Annotated in this window: 16 protein-coding genes and 1 other RNA gene; 10 read left to right on the forward strand and 7 right to left on the reverse strand. The window is 35.0% G+C overall.

Features of this window, described 5'->3' with window-relative positions:
• Both B2745_RS06280 and B2745_RS06285 read right to left on the reverse strand, forming a co-directional pair.
• Positions 1–543: a hypothetical protein gene (locus B2745_RS06280; RefSeq protein ID WP_304064391.1), complete on the reverse strand. Its 543-nt coding sequence runs from the start codon at positions 541–543 to the stop codon at positions 1–3.
• The gene (locus B2745_RS06285) at positions 540–2,852 is read right to left on the reverse strand and encodes a patatin-like phospholipase family protein (RefSeq protein ID WP_304064392.1); all 2,313 of its coding nucleotides are present in this window, start codon (positions 2,850–2,852) and stop codon (positions 540–542) included. The genes B2745_RS06280 and B2745_RS06285 overlap by 4 nt, the downstream gene beginning before the upstream one ends.
• Before the next feature lie 48 nt (positions 2,853–2,900).
• Here B2745_RS06285 and B2745_RS06290 point away from each other — a divergent pair, with 48 nt between their 5' ends.
• The 4 genes from B2745_RS06290 to B2745_RS06305 all read left to right on the forward strand — a co-directional run bounded on the left by B2745_RS06290 (position 2,901) and on the right by B2745_RS06305 (position 7,237).
• A complete protein-coding gene (locus B2745_RS06290; RefSeq protein WP_304064393.1) occupies positions 2,901–4,130 on the forward strand; it encodes a DEAD/DEAH box helicase in 1,230 nt (409 codons plus the stop codon).
• Positions 4,131–4,210: 80 nt separating this feature from the next.
• An RNA gene (gene ffs, locus B2745_RS06295) (signal recognition particle sRNA small type) lies at positions 4,211–4,309 on the forward strand.
• A 178-nt stretch (positions 4,310–4,487) separates the two neighbouring features.
• A complete protein-coding gene (fsa, locus tag B2745_RS06300) occupies positions 4,488–5,147 on the forward strand; it encodes a fructose-6-phosphate aldolase (protein ID WP_026903537.1) in 660 nt (219 codons plus the stop codon).
• Positions 5,148–5,401: 254 nt separating this feature from the next.
• Positions 5,402–7,237, forward strand: a complete 1,836-nt coding sequence (locus B2745_RS06305; protein WP_304064394.1) for a DNA topoisomerase 3 — start codon at positions 5,402–5,404, stop codon at positions 7,235–7,237.
• 54 nt (positions 7,238–7,291) lie between these two features.
• On the opposite strand, the gene B2745_RS06310 is transcribed toward B2745_RS06305, so the two are convergent.
• The 3 genes from B2745_RS06310 to B2745_RS06320 all read right to left on the reverse strand — a co-directional run bounded on the left by B2745_RS06310 (position 7,292) and on the right by B2745_RS06320 (position 10,248).
• Complete coding sequence (locus B2745_RS06310; protein WP_304064395.1) at positions 7,292–8,629, reverse strand: sigma-54-dependent transcriptional regulator; 1,338 nt, start codon at positions 8,627–8,629, stop codon at positions 7,292–7,294.
• Between the two features lie 95 nt (positions 8,630–8,724).
• The gene (locus B2745_RS06315; protein ID WP_304064396.1) at positions 8,725–9,147 is read right to left on the reverse strand and encodes a hypothetical protein; all 423 of its coding nucleotides are present in this window, start codon (positions 9,145–9,147) and stop codon (positions 8,725–8,727) included.
• A 186-nt stretch (positions 9,148–9,333) separates the two neighbouring features.
• Entirely contained in the window at positions 9,334–10,248 is a 915-nt protein-coding gene (locus B2745_RS06320; RefSeq protein ID WP_304064397.1) for a YihY/virulence factor BrkB family protein, read from the reverse strand.
• 108 nt (positions 10,249–10,356) lie between these two features.
• Here B2745_RS06320 and proB point away from each other — a divergent pair, with 108 nt between their 5' ends.
• The 6 genes from proB (at position 10,357) to B2745_RS06350 (ending at position 16,081) form a co-directional block, all read left to right on the forward strand.
• Positions 10,357–11,391 carry a glutamate 5-kinase gene (gene proB, locus B2745_RS06325; RefSeq protein WP_304064398.1) on the forward strand — a complete coding sequence of 345 codons (1,035 nt, stop codon included), beginning with the start codon at positions 10,357–10,359 and terminating at the stop codon, positions 11,389–11,391.
• Positions 11,392–11,403: 12 nt separating this feature from the next.
• On the forward strand, positions 11,404–12,651 hold the full coding sequence (locus B2745_RS06330) for a glutamate-5-semialdehyde dehydrogenase (RefSeq protein ID WP_304064399.1): 1,248 nt from the start codon (positions 11,404–11,406) through the stop codon (positions 12,649–12,651).
• Between the two features lie 143 nt (positions 12,652–12,794).
• Entirely contained in the window at positions 12,795–13,640 is an 846-nt protein-coding gene (locus B2745_RS06335) for a hypothetical protein (protein ID WP_304064400.1), read from the forward strand.
• Positions 13,621–14,655 carry a glycoside hydrolase family 113 gene (locus B2745_RS06340; protein ID WP_304064401.1) on the forward strand — a complete coding sequence of 345 codons (1,035 nt, stop codon included), beginning with the start codon at positions 13,621–13,623 and terminating at the stop codon, positions 14,653–14,655. The genes B2745_RS06335 and B2745_RS06340 overlap by 20 nt, the downstream gene beginning before the upstream one ends.
• Positions 14,656–15,316: 661 nt before the next feature.
• Positions 15,317–15,586 carry a T9SS type A sorting domain-containing protein gene (locus B2745_RS06345; protein WP_304064402.1) on the forward strand — a complete coding sequence of 90 codons (270 nt, stop codon included), beginning with the start codon at positions 15,317–15,319 and terminating at the stop codon, positions 15,584–15,586.
• Between the two features lie 150 nt (positions 15,587–15,736).
• Positions 15,737–16,081: an L-rhamnose mutarotase gene (locus B2745_RS06350; RefSeq protein ID WP_304064403.1), complete on the forward strand. Its 345-nt coding sequence runs from the start codon at positions 15,737–15,739 to the stop codon at positions 16,079–16,081.
• A gap of 17 nt (positions 16,082–16,098) precedes the next feature.
• Here B2745_RS06350 and B2745_RS06355 read toward each other — a convergent pair whose 3' ends face one another.
• Together B2745_RS06355 and B2745_RS06360 are read right to left on the reverse strand one after the other, a co-directional pair.
• A complete protein-coding gene (locus tag B2745_RS06355; RefSeq protein WP_304064404.1) occupies positions 16,099–16,683 on the reverse strand; it encodes a hypothetical protein in 585 nt (194 codons plus the stop codon).
• Positions 16,684–16,852: 169 nt separating this feature from the next.
• Positions 16,853–19,426, reverse strand: coding sequence for a DUF7594 domain-containing protein (locus B2745_RS06360; protein WP_304064405.1), 2,574 nt, complete (start codon positions 19,424–19,426; stop codon positions 16,853–16,855).
• Positions 19,427–19,449: the final 23 nt, after the last annotated feature.

Here is a 19,449-nt window from a genome sequence, read left to right on the forward strand (position 1 = left end):
TTAAAAAAGATTTTTTAAACCATCAAATACACTTTCTATGAAAGTACCCATAGATAAGCCTTTACTGTAATTAAAATAGATATAAGCCATTAAAATAAAAACCATCAAGCCTATTAATTTTCTAAACATATAGCCTAGTAATATTAAACCCACAGGTATGGCTAGTAAAATATACCAACTTATACGGATGGGAGTTAAGCTTTCGCTTGATTTATAGATGTAGTATAAGTTAGAAACATCAGTTTCATCGTTTTCATGTTTAATGTACATGAAAGTAGATTTTTCTATAGGCATATCCCAAGCAGCCACACCATCATGAAAAATTAAATCTTTACTAAAACCATTAATATCAAATTTATAAGTTCCGTTGATAGATGTTCTTGGATTTTTTAGAGAATCTGTAGCAATAACAGCTATTTTATCAGCTTTTAAAAAGCTTTCTTTAATGATGAAATCTTTGATAATAAAATTTTCATGCGTTTGAGAAAAAGCGGTTATCATACCAGATAAGAAGAAAATAAACAAAGTAAAAAGTCTTATCATTCTATAGCTCTTTTATTATAAAGTAAGTATCCGATATGGAATAAAATCCCAAACGGACGGGGTTGATTTTGGTAATAATTAAAATTTAATGCAACTGGTCCAACAGGACTATGATACACCATAGAACTTGCACCTATGAAGTGTCTGTCAGAAAAAAGCGTTCCCAATTTTGTTTGTTGCAAACCTTTCAAACTAACCTCCTCAAAAGGTTGAAAAACATATCCCTCTAAACGCAAATCTAAGTTTCTTTTTAATAAAAAGATATGCTTCATTCCTAAACTTAAATATTTATCGGCCCTTAAATTATCTAAAAATATAGACCGAGAGTCTTGTAAAGGATAAAATGCCGCTGTACTTAACAAATTACTTTTAAAAGTGGTAAAGGTTGGTCGGTTAGCGTAAACATTATCAGTAACATAAGCTAAATGATAATGTGGAGCTATGCGGTAAAATTTCTCGGCCTTTATATCAAATTTAAACCACTGCCTGTTATTGGCTGATGAAGTGATGAGATTAAACTCTGGCGTATTGCGCAAAATATTACCAGGGTTATAGCTTTCTGTACCCGTATAATAAGATAAACCATAACTTAGATAAGACCCCGTATTAGCGTACTGCTTGTAGTTAAGTTTATTTTTAGTGTACCTGATGGAGGATAAAAAGCCATCAAAAGTTGATTTATCTAAGACATCACCTACATTAAAGTTATCAGTAGGGCTATAGTTATCCCGGTTATGAAAATAAGCTCCATGTAAAGTTAAAACGGTATTATTCCTTATCGGGATGCCAAATTTTATACCCACCCTTCTGTCGGATTGTTTAATAAATGCTGGAGGGCGATTATTGATGGCAAATAATTCGCCCGAGCTAAAATAATCCCAATTGTTATATACAAATTCGGTTTCAAAGAAAATAGGTGTTTTAAAAGGGAAATCAAGCCTGATGGCACTTTGTGCTGATTGGTAAAAACGACCCGAATAAAAATTACTATTAAAAGTGTAAGCCAGCTTATTTAAATAATTGTACTGCAAGCCCAAAAAAATATTACTGATAGGTCTGCTAGAAATATTACCACCTAAATCAACCTTAAAATTGGTTTCTGATTGCACTTGAACATCAAATTCGTAATTATTGGTTTCTGGTTTAAATTTTAAGCTCGGATAAACAGTTTCAAAATTATCATCGCCTAAAAGTTTATAATAACCTTCTTTAATTTCTAAAAGCGATAGTTGCTTATTATCGTAATTAAAAGTGTTTTTAATATAAGAGCGCTTCTTAGAGTTTACCCCGTAAACATTTACCTGATTAAAAGTTAGGTATGGGTTTCTATTAGTAAAAGCTTTACGTTTAGCAGTAAGCTCTTCTGATGATGTCCTTTGTGCAATTTTAGCTTTAATTTCTGCCATATTGGCTAATGTTTTTAAATAGCCAGCTTGTATAATAGCTTTTACAGGTTTAAAATTGGTGGCGCTAAAATTGGCCATTTCTGGTTCTATATAAATACCATTTTTACCAATCGCACTAGAATCAGTCTTACTTAAGAAAAGATAAACCAGCAGGCGGTTCATTAATTTATCGTCATTATCTTTTGGGTAATCCGTAAAGTTTTTGGATGAAACATTAGCACCAATAATGATATCGGGTTTAAAGTCTTCTTTCATCACATCAACCGGGAAATTATTATACAGGCCACCATCAAAAACATATTTTCCATCTATTTTTATTGGGCGATAAACTAAAGGAACTGTCATGCTACCTCTTACAGCCTCAGCCAAATTTCCCTTCTTTAGTGCAATCATTTCTTGCGAAAGCACATCAGAAACCATACATCTGTAAGGGATAAATAAATCATCAAAATTATCTTTAGCATTAGCTGATGCTTGCGAGAGCAATTCTATCAAAGCAAAATTTAAAGGAATATCATTGATTAAATTAGAACGTAGTTTTAAATTAAAACCAGAATCAATTTGGATTTTAGCCGTAAAAAAGGAAGGGTTTTCTGGCTTTTTCTGATAAAAATAGCTGTAGTTGCTGCTGTATCTACCTGCTACCCAATTCTGAAATTCATCGCTTAAAGCAATATACTCTATTTCTTCTGGCGAATATCCTGCTGCATACATAGCACCAACTACAGCACCCATAGAAGTACCCGTAATATAATCTATAGGAATATTATTTTCTTCTAAAGCTTTTAAAACGCCAATATGAGCTAAGCCTTTAGCACCACCACCGCTAAAAACCAATCCAACTTTTTGGGCATAAGTACTTTTGATGCAAACAATAAGGATAAGGAGGATTATATTTTTCACGTAGCTAAAAATAATCAATTAGTTTAAAGATTGCTACCTTTGGACAGCATGAAATTCAATAAATACCATATATCACCAGAGTTAAAAAGAAGTTTAGAAGAATTAGGTTTCAAAAAACCTACTGATATACAATTTAAATCTATCCCTCAAATTTTATCCGGACAAGATATTTTGGCTATAGCCCAAACAGGAACGGGTAAAACTGCTGCTTTTGCGATTCCTTTAATTAGCATGTTGCAAGAAAAGAAACGCTACCAGCAAGAGCAACATGTAAAGGCCGTTGTAATGGTACCTACCAGAGAATTAGCCTTGCAAATACAAGATGTATTTATTGAATTAGCTAAGTATACAAACATTAAAACCGCTGCTATTATTGGTGGTGTTGATATAGACCCACAACTTCAAGAAATAAAAGCAGGTGTTGATATTTTAATTGCTACGCCTGGCCGTATTATGGATTTGGTGCACAAAAGTATCCTTAACCTAAAAAAAATAGACTATTTGGTCTTAGATGAGGCCGATCACATGCTAGCAAAAGGTTTTTATGCTGATATACAGAAGCTCATAACCTTTTTACCAAGAAGAAGACAAACCATGTTTTTTTCGGCTACGATTAATGAAACTATTAAAGATTTAGCCTACGCCTTAGTAAATAAACCAGTCAGGATTCAGTTATCGCCTAAAGACCCCGTATCTAAAAATGTTGACCATGCGGTTATTTATGTTGAAATGGATGATAAAAGATTTTTTCTAGAAAGATTGATAAAGGAAAATCCGGAAACAAAAATGATGGTTTTTGTAAGAACAAAAGTAAGGGCAGAACGTGTGGCAAAAGCTATGGAAAGAGTTGCTATTACCACCGCAACCATACATGGCGATAAAGAGCAACAAGATAGATTTGGTGTTTTAGAAGATTTTAGAACCGGTAAAATAAAAGTTTTAATAGCTACCGATGTAAGTTCTAGAGGGATAGATGTAAAAGGCGTAGACTATGTTATTAATTACGATTTACCCGATGTAGCCGAAAATTACGTTCACCGTATAGGACGAACCGGTAGAGGGATAAGCAGGGGTAAAGCTATATCATTTTGTAGTGAAGAAGAAAAAATTATATTAAAAGAAATAGAAACTTACTTGACAAACCCGATTAAGACCATGGAAGTACGCCATACGGAGTATGAAGAAACGTTGGCTATTTCAGAAGATAACCCTCATGATTGGAAGAGTTTATTGAAAGAAGCAGCCCAGGAACCACTTAAAAGGAGAAAGAAAAAATAATTTTCTTTTTGATAATCAGTCACTTGTTTATAAAACAAGAAAATTTGCGTTAAAACGCATAAAAATTATACCTTTGTGCCGGGTTAGTCTTCTACGACCAGCTCCTTCTGAACTCCCCCAGGGTGGGAACGCAGCAAGGGTAAGAGGTTGTAGCGGTGCGATAGAAGGTGCTAGCCCATTTTTTTCTTCTTTAATATTTCTACCAGTATTTTTTTCTGATAATTTCTGATAAAACAATCGATTTAAATGATTAAAAAAAGATTATTTTGATAGATTTGCATCTGAGATGGATACATCACTCATATTAAATTCAACAAATTAACCAAATACATATTCACAATTTTCAAATTAAACAACATGAAATTTTTCATAGATACCGCAAACCTTGCACAAATTAAAGAAGCACAAGATTTAGGCGTTTTAGATGGCGTAACTACCAACCCAAGCTTAATGGCTAAAGAAGGTATTACCGGAGAAGAAAACGTTTTAAACCATTACAGAGCTATTTGCGATTTAGTAGATGATAATGTAAGTGCAGAAGTAATTTCTACAGATTTTGAAGGTATGGTAAAAGAAGGCGAAGCTTTAGCTGCTTTAAACCCTAAAATTGTAGTTAAAATTCCTATGATTAAAGATGGTATTAAAGCCTTAAAATATTTCAGCAGCAAAGGAATCAGAACCAATTGTACTTTAATTTTCTCTGCTGGGCAAGCACTTTTAGCTGCTAAAGCAGGCGCAAGTTATGTGTCTCCTTTCTTAGGTCGTTTAGATGATATTGGTGCTGATAGCTTTGGTTTAATTGAAGATATCCGTTTAATATTTGATAATTACGGATATGAAACCGAAATTTTAGCAGCTTCTATCAGAAATTCTGTACATATTGTAGAGTGTGCTAAAATTGGTGCCGATGTAATGACTGGACCTTTATCTTCTATCATGGGATTATTAAAACACCCATTAACGGATAACGGTTTAGCACAGTTTTTAGCAGACCACGCTAAAGCAGCAGGTAAATAAACCTTATGGTATAGTAAAAGAGCAAAATGGAAAAGCTCTTTCTAAAAAAAAAGTCCTCAATATTTAGTTTATCAACTTTATATTGAGGATTTGTTATTTAATAGTTCTTCGTATGCTGGGATAATTAAAAATGATTTCTAGATTGTTTAAAGCCAAATTTGTTATCAAAAATCCACAACAAAGAAAATTTATTCACATAAGCCTACATCATCAATTATTATCATAAGATTTGTAGCCTTATTTATAAATCTTAAATGAAACTTGTTATAGCCGAAAAACCATCTGTTGCCCGCGAACTCGCAAAAGTTTTTGGAGCCACCAATAAAAAAGGGGGTTATATAGAAGGAAAAGGCTATAGTTTTACTTGGGCATTTGGTCATTTATTGCAATTAGCACCTCCACAAGATTATGGTTTTTACGGCTGGAAACAGCAAAACTTACCCATGCTTCCGCATAAATTTAAGTTGGCTGTAAGAAAAATTAAAACCAAAGATGGACTGGTAGAAGACCCTGCTGTAAGAAAGCAATTAGACGTTATCAAAGCCTTGTTTGACGAGTGTACGGAAATTATTGTTGCTACTGATGCCGGGCGAGAAGGAGAGCTCATCTTTCGATATATTTACTATTATTTGAAATGTAAAAAGCCTTTTCGCCGTTTATGGATTTCTTCCCAAACAGATGCCGCTATTAAAGATGGTTTTAGAAACCTCAAACCCGGGTCTGATTATGATACTTTATTTAATTCTGCCCACTGCCGCTCAGAGTCTGATTGGTTGGTAGGGATGAATGCTACTCAAGCTTTAAGTATTTCGGCAGGAAACAAAGCCGTACTTTCTTTAGGTAGGGTGCAAACACCAACCTTAGCCATGATTTGCCAGCGCTATCTTGAAATTCAACAATTTGTACCTCAAATATATTTTCAAGTAGCCATACAACTAAATAAAGACGGACATCTTTTTAGAGCTATTTCAGCAATCAATTATAAAACCAAAGAAGAAGCAGAAACTGTTTTAGGTCAAGTTTTAGATGTTGCAGCTGGGCATCCAACAGGTGGGCATATCACCAAAGTTGAAGCAAAAGCTAAAAAAGAACCACCACCACTATTACATGATTTAAGTAGTTTACAACAAGAAGCTAATAAGAAAAAAGGTTACACTGCCGACCAAACACTGGGTATTCTACAACAATTGTATGAAAGTAAATTGGTTACTTATCCGCGTACCGGAAGCAGATATATTGGTGATGATATTTATGCAGGTATACCAGCTTTGATAGCCAAGTACCAGCAACACCCACAATTTGGTAAACAAGCAGAATACCTAGCAACCATAAAATTAAACAAGCGAAGTGTTAATGCTAAAAAAGTAACAGACCACCACGCTATTTTACCAACTGGCGAAAATGCCGGCTATTTATCAGAAGATAAGCAAGCTGTTTATGATATGGTTGTTGGTCGTATGTTAGAAGCTTTTCATCAAGAGTGTATCAAAGAAACAACTAAAATAAGTGTAAGCTCCGGGGCTGATTTTATAGCTAACGGTACGGTGATACAATCTGCGGGTTGGCGTTCTGTTTTTAATGACCCCGATGATGAAAAGAAAGAGGGCGAAAACGCTTCTTTACCAAAAGTAGCTCAAGACGAGTATTTACCTGTTACCAATAAAGCCGTTTTAGAAAAACAAACCAAGCCTAAGCCTTTGTATACCGAGGCGACTTTACTTAAAGCATTAGAAACTTGCGGTAAAGATATAGAAGATGAAGAGCTGCGTTACGCCATGAAAGAAAGTGGTTTAGGTACACCTGCTACCCGGGCATCCATCATAGAAACATTAATTAAACGAGAGTATATCGGTAGGGAGAAAAAGAATTTAGTGCCTACAAAGAAAGGATTAGCCGTTTATGAGGTGGTAAAAGATAAAAAGATAGCGCATGCCGAGCTTACAGGACAATGGGAAAAGCGTTTAGAAGAAATAAGATCTGGTGCTTCTGTCCAGGATTTTAAAGCAGAAATAACAGCTTACACCAAAACCATCACACAAGAGCTACTGGCTGCTGGGCAAGGTTTACATCAAATTTTGCAAGAAGCGTAATAAATATATTTAATTAGAGCTATAAAGGTTATGGCATTCTTAAATAACCTATATTTAATCTATCTCATAACGCTCTATTTTAGCATAAAGCGTTTTTCTATCAATATTTAAAAGTTTAGCTGCCTTAGATTTATTATATTTTACTTTCTCTAAAGTTTGTGTAATCAAAAGTTTTTCATTTTGCTCGTTAATTGCTTTTAAATCTGATGTAGGATCTTGTTGAACGGCTTGTTGCCTGTTTACCGTGAATAACATTTCATCCGGTAAAGCGCTTACTTCTGCCGTTTCTGTAAGGCTTAAAAGTACCATTCTTTTAATCACATTTTTAAGCTCTCTTAAGTTTCCTGGCCAAGAATAGCGTAGCAATAAATCTTTAACTTCTGGTGATAGCAGTTTTACATTTCTTTGCAATTCTTGATTAGAAAGTTTGATAAAATGAGCAATAAAAAGCTCTAAATCTTTTCCTCTTGCTCTTAACGGAGGTAATTGAATTTTAAACTCGTTTAAACGGTGGTAAAGGTCTTCTCTGAAATCTCCACGAGCTACGCTATCTATTAAATCATCATTGGTAGCCGTTAAAATTCTAACATCAACTTTAATTTGTTTGGTGCTTCCTAAAGGTTGTATAGTTCTTTCTTGCAACGCTCTTAATAACTTTACCTGCACTTCATAACTTAAATTACCAACCTCATCCAAAAATAAAGTACCGCCATTAGCAACTTCAAATTGCCCTTTTTTATCTTGTAAAGCACCTGTAAAAGCACCTTTAACATGTCCAAAAAGCTCGCTAGCAGCTAAATCTTTAGATAAAGCCCCACAGTCTATAGCTATAAAGGGTTTATGGTTTCGGTTGCTTTGGGTATGGACAGTTCTTGCGGCATATTCTTTTCCTGTTCCACTTTCTCCCTGAATAATAACCGACATATCCGTGGGGGCAACCAAATCTATATAACTGTATAATTTATTAGCCTCTGGGCTATTGCCTTTTATAATGGTATCAGGACTAGTACTTTTTTTAGGTAAACTTTCTACTTTTTTATTCAAAGCATTACTCATAATCATGAGTAATTCATCAGGATTAACAGGTTTAGTGATGTAATCAAAAGCACCTAGTCGCATTGCTTTAACAGCCGTTGGTACATCGTTGAAACTGGTCATGATGATAGCAGACATTCCTAAATTTTTGTGGGCAACATGGTTTAAAATGTCTAAACCTGTACCATCTGGTAAACGGTAGTCTAGCAATAATAGGTCAAAAGAGTTCTCATCAAGCAGTTTAAGACCATTTTTGATGGTATTTGCTGCTTCTACCACATGTTGGTGTTTTTTTAAAAAACCTTGTAAGAGTTGTGAAAAAGTAATATCGTCTTCAACGATAAGTATTTTTGCCATAAAAACCTGTACTGTACGAGCTGAAAAACACAAAAGCCGGACCAAAGTCCGGCTTTATGCGTCATTTATGTGTGTTAATTGTTAAAATGATTGATTTATTGTACTACTTTACCGTCTGCGCCAATTCTGATAGCTCTTACTTCCTCACCTTTTTTTACCTCAATTTGGTAATACTCTTTATCTTCTGATTTAACCAAAGTTGCTGAGCTTGGAATCCATTCTTTAAATAAATCTGCCTGTAAAGTGGTTTTTACTGCCTCTGGAAGATCTTCCATATTTACTGGAGTAGATTGCTCTGCGGTTTGAGTATTTTGTTTGGTGGTGTCTTGCGCAACCTCACTATACATAGACTCTTCTTGCTTTGGTGCAGGTGTTTGTTTAGTAGTATCCTGTTTCACCGTGTCTTGTTTGGTGGTGTCTTGTAAAGCAAATGATCTGTCAAAAGATAATGATTTTGCTTCTGCTGTTGCTAATCCTGCGAACGCTAATACTGCTGCTGATAAAATGAACTTTTTCATAACTTATATATTTTAAATTTTAATGTTTAACAATACAAACCTATGTTTGATAATGATGCCAAATCATAATTTATAATATAAGTTTCTGATAGTTAGATTTTTATAATATAAGTGATTGTTTCTTGATTGTAGATAAACTCCACACTTTGTTGCATCATACAACGATTTACTTACTTCATAACCAGTTTAAACTTCGCCTTTTACTTCTTCAAGTTTGAATTTATAGGCCATACTGCTGGTTTTAATAGGTAATTTAAGCTCTTCGCTCATAGTTTGTATAAAACAAGCTCCGTAGTAAAAAATAAAGGACGAATAGAAAATGTATAACATCACCAATAAAATGGCACCAGAAGTACCATAAATTTCATTAATATTAGAGTTGATGAGTGCTGTTTTCAGGATGATTTTTCCGATAGTAAATAAAATCGCTGTAAAAGTGCTTCCTAAAAAACTAATACGCCAATAAGGTTTTCCATCAGCAATAAACCTAAAAGCAATGCTAAACCAAGTAGTAGCTACGCTTAAAAATATCAATTCGTTAAGAAAATTACCTAAAATAGGCAGGTAACCAAATTCTTTTTCCAGATATATTCTTATCCCTTCTAATAGAAAAACTACAAACAATAAAAAACCACCTAAGCTAATGATACCTAAAGATTTTGCCCTTTGTCTGATATGGAATTTAAAACCGGGATGTTCTTTTACCTTGATACTCCATAACTGGTTAATGGTATTTCTGATGATGACAAATAGGGTAGTAGAAACAAAGAGCAAAAAAATAAACCCCAAAACGGTGATGTACCACGTTTCGCTCATGGCGTAAATATTTCTTAAAATGCTCCTGATTTCATCTGCGCTAACAGTTCCTATATTTTCAGAGAGTTTCTCCAGGATATTTTGTCCAAATTCTCTTCGGTTAAAAAACATCCCAAACACTTGTAAAAGCACAATAATGATAGCCGGTAAGGCAAAAGTTGCGAAAAAAGCTGTAGAAGCGGCCAGTCTTAAAGGGTCGTTTTTCTTAAAATTATCAAAAGCAAGTCTGGCAAATAAGGTAAAATGTTTTAAATGCTTTATAAATCTCTTTCTTTTAGATTCCATACCATGAGTTAAACAAAAATAGAACCACTAAAAAAGCAGCTTTAATTGCACTGATTTAACCTAATTCAATTCAAATTTTTATAGTTTTACGCTTCAAATAAAAAGAGATTGAAGAAGCCCATAATCGTTATCAAATTTGGTTCGGCCTCCATTACTACTAATAAAGGAGAGCTTGATGAACTGGTAGTGAGTGAAATAGCCCGTCAGATTGCCCAATTGCATCAAAATTATAATATTGTTTTAGTTTCTTCTGGTGCTGTAGCGGCAGGTAAAAAGCATTTACAACAATATGCAGGCACTTTAATAGAGCGTAAAGCAGCAGCAGCCATTGGTAACCCTTTATTATTACAAACTTATTCTAAATATTTTGCTCCTTTTCAGTTAGCAATTGCCCAAAGTTTGTGCGAGCGTCATCATTTCTCTAACAGAGACCAGTTTTTACAGCTTAAAAAAACTTATGAAGAGCTTTGGAAGAATGGTATCATCCCTGTTGCCAATGAGAATGATGTGGTGAGTAACCTCGAGCTTAAGTTTTCTGATAACGATGAACTAGCTACTTTAATAGCCGTTGGTTTTGGTGCCGAGCAGATTTTATACAGCACTTCTGTTCCGGGTGTTTTAGATGCCGATGGACAAGTGATTCCAGAAATAAAAGTGATAGACAAAGAAGCTTTATCCCTAGCTAAAAAAGAGAAATCTGCCGTAGGTTTAGGTGGGATGACATCTAAACTTAACTTTGCCCGGCTAGCAACCCAAATGGGTATAAAAGCTGTAATTTTTGGAGTACGCACACAAGATGGCATTTTAAAAGCCGTTAAAGGAGAAACTGGTACGGTATGTTTGGCGCAGCCTTGTAATATTCCATCCAGAAATAAATGGTTAGCCAGCGGTAGTTTAGTCACCGGGCAGCTTCAGGTTGATGATGGAGCACAAAAAGCCTTAAAAGCAAGACATAGTTTGTTAGCCGTAGGCGTTAAAAAAGTATTAAGAGATTTTGAAGCAGGCGAGGTATTTGAGATTTCAGACGAGAAAGGTATAGCTTTCGCAGTGGCAAAATCTAAAATAGATTCAAAAATTTTAAGTTCAGATACCAAAAAGCAAAACTTGGAAATTGCTCATGCAGATGACATCGTTTTACTTTAAATTTTATAGGAAATGGAAAATATTCAGGATATACTAAAAGCAGCATCCAAAGCAACAACAGTCATTAAAAATTTATCTGCGGAAAAAAAGCAGGCAGTTTTACACGATTTAGCTAAAGATTTAATCAAGCATAGCGATTTGATTATAGCAGAAAATCAGAAGGATTTAGTTAAAATGGATGATGCAGATCCTAAAAAAGATAGGCTATTACTTTCTGCCGATAGAATTATTGGTTTGGCTAAAAGCGTAAATGAAGTTGCTGTTTTGGAAGATCCAACTGGGCAGCTTTTATCAGAAAAAACTTTGCCTAACGGACTTCAAGTGCAAAAGAAAACAGTTGCACTGGGTGTTGTTGGGGTGATATATGAATCGAGACCTAATGTAACCATAGATGTAGCTGCTTTATGTATCCGCTCAGGTAATGTTTGTTTGCTAAGAGGCGGTACCGATGCTTATTTTACCAATATCTGTTTGGTGGATATTATCCGCAATGTTTTAAAGGCACATCAGCTAAACCCTGATATTGTACAACTGATGCCGGTAGACCGTAAATATGTTCAAGAATTGCTTACAGCAACTAAATATGTAGATATTATTATCCCTAGAGGCTCGCAGCAATTGATAGATTTTGTAAGACAAAACGCTAAAGTTCCGGTAATAGAAACTGGTGCTGGGGTTTGCCATACTTATGTAGAAAGTACTGCTAATTTGGCTAAGGCATCAAAAATCATCACCAATGCTAAAGTGAGCAGACCATCTGTTTGTAACTCTTTAGACACCATTGTTGTGGATAGAAGTGTTACCGCAGATTTATTAAAATTAGTTGCTGATGATTTGCTACCTCATGCCGTAGAAATTTTCGCAGATGATTATGCTTTTCAAATCCTGAATGATTTAAAATATCCTTTCCTGCAAAGGGCAGAAGCAGAAGACTTTGGTCGCGAGTTTTTATCCTTAAAATGCTCTGTTAAAGTTGTAGATGGGATAGAAGAGGCTCTAGCACACATTAGCGAGTTTTCTTCTAAACATTCAGAAGCTATTATTTCAGAAGATCAAGACCTTATCCATAAATTTATGAATGATGTAGATGCTGCTGCTGTTTACTCCAATGCTTCCACCCGTTTTACCGATGGTGGCGAGTTTGGTTTAGGTGCAGAAATAGGCATCTCTACCCAAAAATTACACGCTCGTGGTCCTTTTGCATTAGAAAAACTCGTGACAGAAAAATGGTTTGTTACGGGTAATGGGCAGGTGAGGTAGGTTTTGGAGTCGGATGTCCGTGGTCCGAAGTCTGGGTGGTGAGTTGGAAGTTTTAGAGTCGGATGTCCGCGGTCCGAAGTCTGTTTTGAAGGGTTGAACATTAACAGCAATAGTTTGTTCATCATATATCAACATTTAAAAAGATGAAACATATACTTATCATATTGGCGTTATTTTGCTTTTCTTGTAATGAAAAAGCACAAACACAAGAAAAAAAGCGAGATCAGTTTGCTGCTATCAGTTCTAATTTTAATCAGGATTGGGCTAATCAAAACCATTGGGATGATGGCTTGGCAGAAGTTGCCGTTTATGAAGCTACTCGTACTATTTACGGTAAAGTGAGAAGTTTTGATTATACCTATATCACGGTATCAGAAGATTTTAACAAAGCTTTTAGGGTTAAAACCGATGATTACCAGCTTAAAGACCTTTATAAAGTATTAAAAGTGAATGCTTTTGCTCGCATCCCTACAGATAACTATCCTTACCATTTGCTTACTTCTATGTTTTTCCTCAGAGAAAACGCTTTAAATTTAGATAAGATGACCACCAGCTCGCAAGAATGGTGTGGTAATACTTTTAAAGAATACCTGCAAGACCATAAAGGTTTTAATCTTACCTATCATTCTTATTGGGATACTGAAGGAGATGGGGAAACCAAAATTGCAGCAGGAATTTTATTAGAAGACCAATTAAATTATACTTTAAGAGCCTTGAAATTTCAAGAAGGTTTAACCTTTTCCGCTCCGGTTTTAGAAAGCCAGATAAGCAGTAAAGTAGGTAAGCTAAAAGTTTACGACGCCAATTTTAAAATTAGCGATGATAAAGCATCTAACACTTGGAAGGTAGAGCTTACTTTAGAGAAAGATAAAGTAAATACCTATTATTTTGCGAAAGCTTATCCTAACGTACTCATGAAACAAAATACTTGGGACGGTAGAAATCTCGTTTTAAAAGACCTTTCTAGATATGCTTACTGGCAACAATAAAATCATACTGGTTTTTACTTTTTTGTTGCTCTCTTGTTCACAGGCCGAGTCTCAAAAGAAAAATGCCGTTTGGGTAAAAGACAAAATTAATGGGATAAGTTTTGTTGCACCGCCACGTGTGGTTGATGATGCCTGGTCTGTAGAAATTAAAAATATTCAAGCAGGTTGGGTGGCTATTATTCCTTATGCTTTTTCAAATGTAAACGAGCCTGCTGTTATCTATCATCCCGAAAGGCAATACTGGGGCGAGTCTCTAGAAGGTGTAAAAGCCACCATTAAACAAGCTCATGCTAACGGACTAAAAGTAATGGTAAAACCACAAGTTTGGCTGCAAAGAGGTGCTTGGATAGGCAGTTTTGATTTAAGTACTGAAGCCCAATGGCAACAATGGGAGCAAGATTATGAGAACTATATTTTAACTTTTGCTAAACTTGCCAACCAAGAGCAGGCTGATATGATTTGTATTGGTACCGAGTATAGAAATGCAGCCATTAAGCGCCCACAATTTTGGTTAAGGCTTATTGCTGATATTAGAAAAGTTTACCAAGGGAAATTAACCTATTGCGCCAATTGGGATGATTACCAGCAAATCACCTTTTGGCAAGATTTAGATTTTGTAGGTATTAGTGGCTATTTCCCAATCTCTGAAGCCAAAGAACCTAGCGTAAAAGAACTAGTTAAAGCCTGGAAACCTTATCAGCAAGAGCTAGCAAAATTTAGTAAAGAAGTAGCCAAACCTATCTTATTTACAGAATATGGCTACCGCAGTATGGAGCAGCCCGCATGGAAATCTTGGGAAGCAGAACATCAAAAAAGAACCATCAACCAACAAGCACAAGCTAATGCCTATGAAGCACTTTTCTTAAGCCTTTGGAAAGAACCCTGGTTTGCCGGTGGTTTCGCCTGGAAATGGTATTCCTCTTTCAGAAGAATGGATCCCATCCAAAACGATGATTGGACACCTCAGAACAAAAAAGCTCAAGCGATTATAAAAGCTTATTATGGGAAGTATTGAGGGGACAAGACAGAGGTCTTCTCCCAGACAGGTTCGAGACTTGTTCGGGAAAACACCCCTATTTCCCGAACAAGTCTCGAAGAGGTCTCGAACAAGTCTGCAAAAAGACTGGCAAAATCCGGCAAATGGAGGCATCCTGCGGCAAAACCCGGCAAAATAGGCTTACACTATTGACTTTTGTTTTGCAAACTGGCATCTTTTGTACAAACGAATACTGAAAACTTTAAAGAAGAAGTTGTTAAAAAGTGGTTTAATTTTTACTAGTAAATTAGAATACTGGCAGATTATTAGAAGCGCATTTATAATAATTGCTGGAATAAGGATAGTTTGTATTTAAATACTATGAAAGACGAGATAAAAACGACCTTAGAATTTAACTGAAACAATTGTAACTGCATAATGTCATAAAACACATGTATGAAGTCTAAATTTTTCAAACATCTTAGTGTTTTGTAAACCAATTGATTAAATTTTTATGAAATACAATATGTTGTAGTTAATGCTAGTAGGTTAAATAATCTCTGCAGTTTTAGTTCAATAAATATTGCAATTTGGAATTATAAGTTTCATACCTGAGAAGCCGCTCGACATAAACCTTTTGTAGAAATAACAATTACCTGTGACTCCGGTACAGGTTAAATTATTTAAAAAAATGGATGATATGATTATCAATAAAGTAAATCTGGATGAGGATTTTATGGTATATCCTAATCCTGTAAAAGAGGATTTGAATATATTAGTTCCTGCTTCAAAAGATATGATGATAGTAGAAATTTTCGATTTGCAAGGTATTAAAGTGAGAGCGTTTATGAGGGATCACTATCATAAAATATTATCTGTTGATGTTTCTTCTTTGACAACAGGCGTTTATATTGTAAGGGTAAGAAATGAGGAGAAACAAATTGGTGTAGTGAGTATCATTAAAGAATAAAAATAAAATTTAAAGAACCTGTCTCAAATCATCTTTTTTGTCATACACAGCCTATAATGTTAAAGTCAGAGTGTATTTCATATCTCTGTCTTTGATATTGAGGTGCTTAAGGAGATAATATGATTTTTGAAACAGTCTATTTGTTATCATATGGAAACTAAAAGATATTGTTTAGCACTGGATTTGATTGATAAACCAGAGCTTATTGCAGAATACGAGTACTGGCATCAGGCAGAGCATGGCTGGCCTGAAATCAGAAAAAGCATTCTTGATGCCGGAATTCTAGAGATGGAAATTTACAGAACAGGCAACCGTTTGTTTATGATTATGGAAACCGTATCAAGTTTTGATTTTGAAGATAAAGCCAAAATGGATGCCATGAACCCTAAAGTTTTAGAATGGGAGCAATTGATGTGGAAATTTCAAAAACCATTAGCATGGGCTAAGGATGGAGAAAAGTGGATATTGATGAATAGGATATTTAAATTGGTTTAGCTGTACTAGAGCCGCTTTTAAGGGTCAATAAATACTTTTTTAAGTCTTGATGAATAGATGTTAATTGTTGCTTTTTGAAGCTCAGAATCAATCCATTTTTGATAATTTTTTCTATCTACCTGATAATGAGCTTTCAGGCTGTCTAGTAAAGGGTTTAAATTATTTGAAAAAACATAACTATAATATTCGCTTTCTGTAGTTTGAGGAGGCCCATAAACGATTTCATGATGTGCTATTGCTTTAGCTCTTTGATCTGTATAGTGCTTAAATTCTATTTGAAATTGAGTATAGCTGATGTCTTTTTGAATACCGTATTTTTTCATTAGCGTTTGTTGGAATTTTATTCTGATAGCTTTATGCAAGGCTCTTTTTTGCAGGGTTATTTCAGGGATTTCATCACCATATTTTTTTCGCCATTTAAAGGTATCATCAGCAGATGGATATTTACCAACAAAGTAGGTATAAACGCCTGTTCGTAAAGCATACATTTCAAATTTCAACTCATTTTCATGTATAGGTTCGCCGTTAACTGTGGCAATGGTTGCGTTTTTTTGAGGGCTTAGCCAGAAGAGAAAATGGAATAATAAAAGGATAATATTCATGTTGTAATTCATCTAAATGAAGAAAATGAAACTGTTTTATACATCAAGTGGATATTAAAGCAAAGCGAAGTCGAAATATTGCTTTTAAAAGCTAAGTATTTAGTTCCGACTCCGCTATTGCCAGATGAAGTTGCTGTATTAAAGACAAGCTTCTTAAAGGCTGTCTAATTTATTCTTTAATGATACGAAGCGTCTCAAACTGTTTTGTACTACCAGATAGCTTAATGATGTAAACACCTGTCTTTAATAAAGATACATTGGTGCTTAAAGTACCATCATAAACCGTTTTGCTTTCTTTCTTTACTAATCTTCCCTGTAAATCAAATATCTCTAAAGTGATAAGTTCATGAGATATAGGAAGGGAGATAAAGAGCGTTTCTTTAACAGGATTAGGGTACACATTTATTTTATCTGCAGTAGATTTTTGCTCTAAAAAATTTAAACTGTTTGTAGGTGTAAATGAAGATGTTGAACCAGAAGAACAGGTAGTTACAATTTCTATAAAGGGCTTGTTAGTAGCAGATTCACGAGTGTTAAAACCCAGTACAGCGCCTGATGATGATTGTGCTACCACCATATAAGACCTGGTTTTAAAACCTCCGTCAAGTATGGCTTTAATATCATCTGTTATATCCCAATCATAATATTGATTAACAGCGCTTATAGTTGTTGAAGCTACAAGATCTGCACTTGTAGGAGGGAGAGCCTTAACCTTAGCATGAGCATTATCATAAGTTACACTAGATTGATACCAGCTATCAGAAGGTATTTTATACAGAGAAACGGTTACCGTAGAACTAAAGTTTGTGGCACTATCGCAATAAAGTTTAAGTTTAGCAGTACTAATTTGTGATGATGTAATAGCTCCGTCTAAAGTGAAGCCCACAAGAGCTCTTCTTCTAAAACTTTCATCAGAAGATTCTTTAGCAAACATGAGCGTTTGCGATCCATAATTGGTGTCTTTATATGCTGTTCCTGCTCTTACAAAAGCATCTTTAGCGATAACAGTTTTTTGTGCTATACATTCATTATAAGCGCCTCTATGAGGTCTGGTGCTAGTACTTACCGGATTATTGTAAAAGTCTCTTAAGCCATTATCACTGATAATACAACCTGTATATAAAACTGGCGAGTAGGAATTACTTATTTTATAGGCATCTAACTGGTTTCCAAATGAGGGAGTTCCATTACTGTTTGCAGTACCAATAACATTGATAAGATTGCCTGCTGTACCAGGGCTTTGTAAGTACGCGTTCCCTGTTGTATTGGTATTTACACCGGTACCTTCTCCATACATTCCGGTTGGAGACATTGGTGCGCTACCGCTAGGGAAATTTTCAAAATGATTGTATTCCCATATAGCACTATCAGTACTACGTTTTACTATACCTCCTTGGCTATTGTAAAATATATTATTGGAAAATGTGGAAGTATTAGCAGCGAAGTTTGATATAGCAATCTTGGTAGCATCATTTGTATAAACATCATCATCAATAAAGATGGTATTGTTGTAAATTTTAGCAGTGGCGGGTACTGTAGTGCCACCAGAACTGGTTGGGTTTACAACTTCGCCATACTCAGAAAAATGGAATATCCGGTTTACCGCATTGCTTCTTCCGTCTCTTTGGCTTATGTTATATCTCACAATGCTATTGGTTGAAGAACGAATAAATAATACAAAGCCACCCAAATTATCGTGAGAATAATTGTATTGAAAAATGGTGTTTTTTGCAGAAAGATCTGCATCTAAAGCAAAACCATCTTTTGATACAGCTTGTGTATTATAAATTTCATTAAACTGAAATACTGCATCGTTTGTGCTTCTACACCATAAGGCTACACCGTGTCCAACAAGGTCTTCATCTGCATAATGGTTATTAACGGCTCTGTTATTTTCAATCAATGGCGAATTTGCATATCTAACAATTAAGCCGTTACCTGCACAGTTTTGAATAATATTTTTTCTAATGATTAAGCCATCTATAGGATAATTACTTCTATCAAAACTAGTATAATCTCTGAAAACAGTTGAAACGCTGGTCATAATACCTTCTCTTGCTGCACTATCTATGGTACATTCTTCTATAATGATATTATTGAATCTTGCAGTAACATCTGTTTCTCCATCACTTGGGGCTCTGTAAATAAAAATACTAATACCAGCAGTAAGTTTACCTCCAGCCCAGTCTTCTTTATTTAATTTACCACCTATGTTTTTAACAATTACTCCTTTTATGAGAATGTTTTTTACAGTATCGGGTGTGGCATCATCTACCACAACAATTTTAATTCCCTGCCTTACACCTCCGTCTGTTTCTGTTGTCTTTGCAGGATTAGTAACTTCGAGGTTTTGTACCGTCCAATAGGATTGATTTTTTAGAAGAAGAGCAGCGCCGGTATGATTTGCATCTGTTAAACTCGCATCTTTAATTCCATTACCGTTAATAATAGGTAATGCTCCAGTTCCATAAGCATCAATAACAATTGGATTTGCCGCCGTTCCACTTCCTTTAGGGTATAATTGTCCTGTCCAGGCTTGCCCTCTTTTAAAAAATATTTTATCTCCCGGTTGAAATGTAAATGAGTTAACTTTAGCAAGTGTTTTCCATGCCGTTGTTATGGATGTACCCAATGCAGTATCGCTGCCATCTGTATCTACATAATAATTTGTAGCATAAAGTTTAGAGCTTAATGCAAGTAGTATTAGACAAGTAATACTTTTAATCAGTTTGTTAGTTTTCATAAAATTTGGTTTTTTAGTTTTTT

This window comes from Pedobacter glucosidilyticus (assembly GCF_002483235.1).
GTDB lineage: Bacteria > Bacteroidota > Bacteroidia > Sphingobacteriales > Sphingobacteriaceae > Pseudopedobacter > Pseudopedobacter glucosidilyticum_B.

What these genes read in the sequence shown, in the direction of transcription:
- B2745_RS06280 (WP_304064391.1), bottom strand. Translation starts at nt 543, where the DNA reads ATGATAAGACTTTTTACTTTGTTTATTTTCTTCTTATCTGGTATGATA.
- B2745_RS06290 (WP_304064393.1), top strand. Translation starts at nt 2,901, where the DNA reads ATGAAATTCAATAAATACCATATATCACCAGAGTTAAAAAGAAGTTTA.
- fsa (WP_026903537.1), top strand. Translation starts at nt 4,488, where the DNA reads ATGAAATTTTTCATAGATACCGCAAACCTTGCACAAATTAAAGAAGCA.
- B2745_RS06305 (WP_304064394.1), top strand. Translation starts at nt 5,402, where the DNA reads ATGAAACTTGTTATAGCCGAAAAACCATCTGTTGCCCGCGAACTCGCA.
- B2745_RS06310 (WP_304064395.1), bottom strand. Translation starts at nt 8,629, where the DNA reads ATGGCAAAAATACTTATCGTTGAAGACGATATTACTTTTTCACAACTC.
- B2745_RS06315 (WP_304064396.1), bottom strand. Translation starts at nt 9,147, where the DNA reads ATGAAAAAGTTCATTTTATCAGCAGCAGTATTAGCGTTCGCAGGATTA.
- B2745_RS06320 (WP_304064397.1), bottom strand. Translation starts at nt 10,248, where the DNA reads ATGGAATCTAAAAGAAAGAGATTTATAAAGCATTTAAAACATTTTACC.
- B2745_RS06330 (WP_304064399.1), top strand. Translation starts at nt 11,404, where the DNA reads ATGGAAAATATTCAGGATATACTAAAAGCAGCATCCAAAGCAACAACA.
- B2745_RS06335 (WP_304064400.1), top strand. Translation starts at nt 12,795, where the DNA reads ATGAAACATATACTTATCATATTGGCGTTATTTTGCTTTTCTTGTAAT.
- B2745_RS06340 (WP_304064401.1), top strand. Translation starts at nt 13,621, where the DNA reads ATGCTTACTGGCAACAATAAAATCATACTGGTTTTTACTTTTTTGTTG.
- B2745_RS06345 (WP_304064402.1), top strand. Translation starts at nt 15,317, where the DNA reads ATGATTATCAATAAAGTAAATCTGGATGAGGATTTTATGGTATATCCT.
- B2745_RS06350 (WP_304064403.1), top strand. Translation starts at nt 15,737, where the DNA reads ATGGAAACTAAAAGATATTGTTTAGCACTGGATTTGATTGATAAACCA.
- B2745_RS06355 (WP_304064404.1), bottom strand. Translation starts at nt 16,683, where the DNA reads ATGAATATTATCCTTTTATTATTCCATTTTCTCTTCTGGCTAAGCCCT.
- B2745_RS06360 (WP_304064405.1), bottom strand. Translation starts at nt 19,426, where the DNA reads ATGAAAACTAACAAACTGATTAAAAGTATTACTTGTCTAATACTACTT.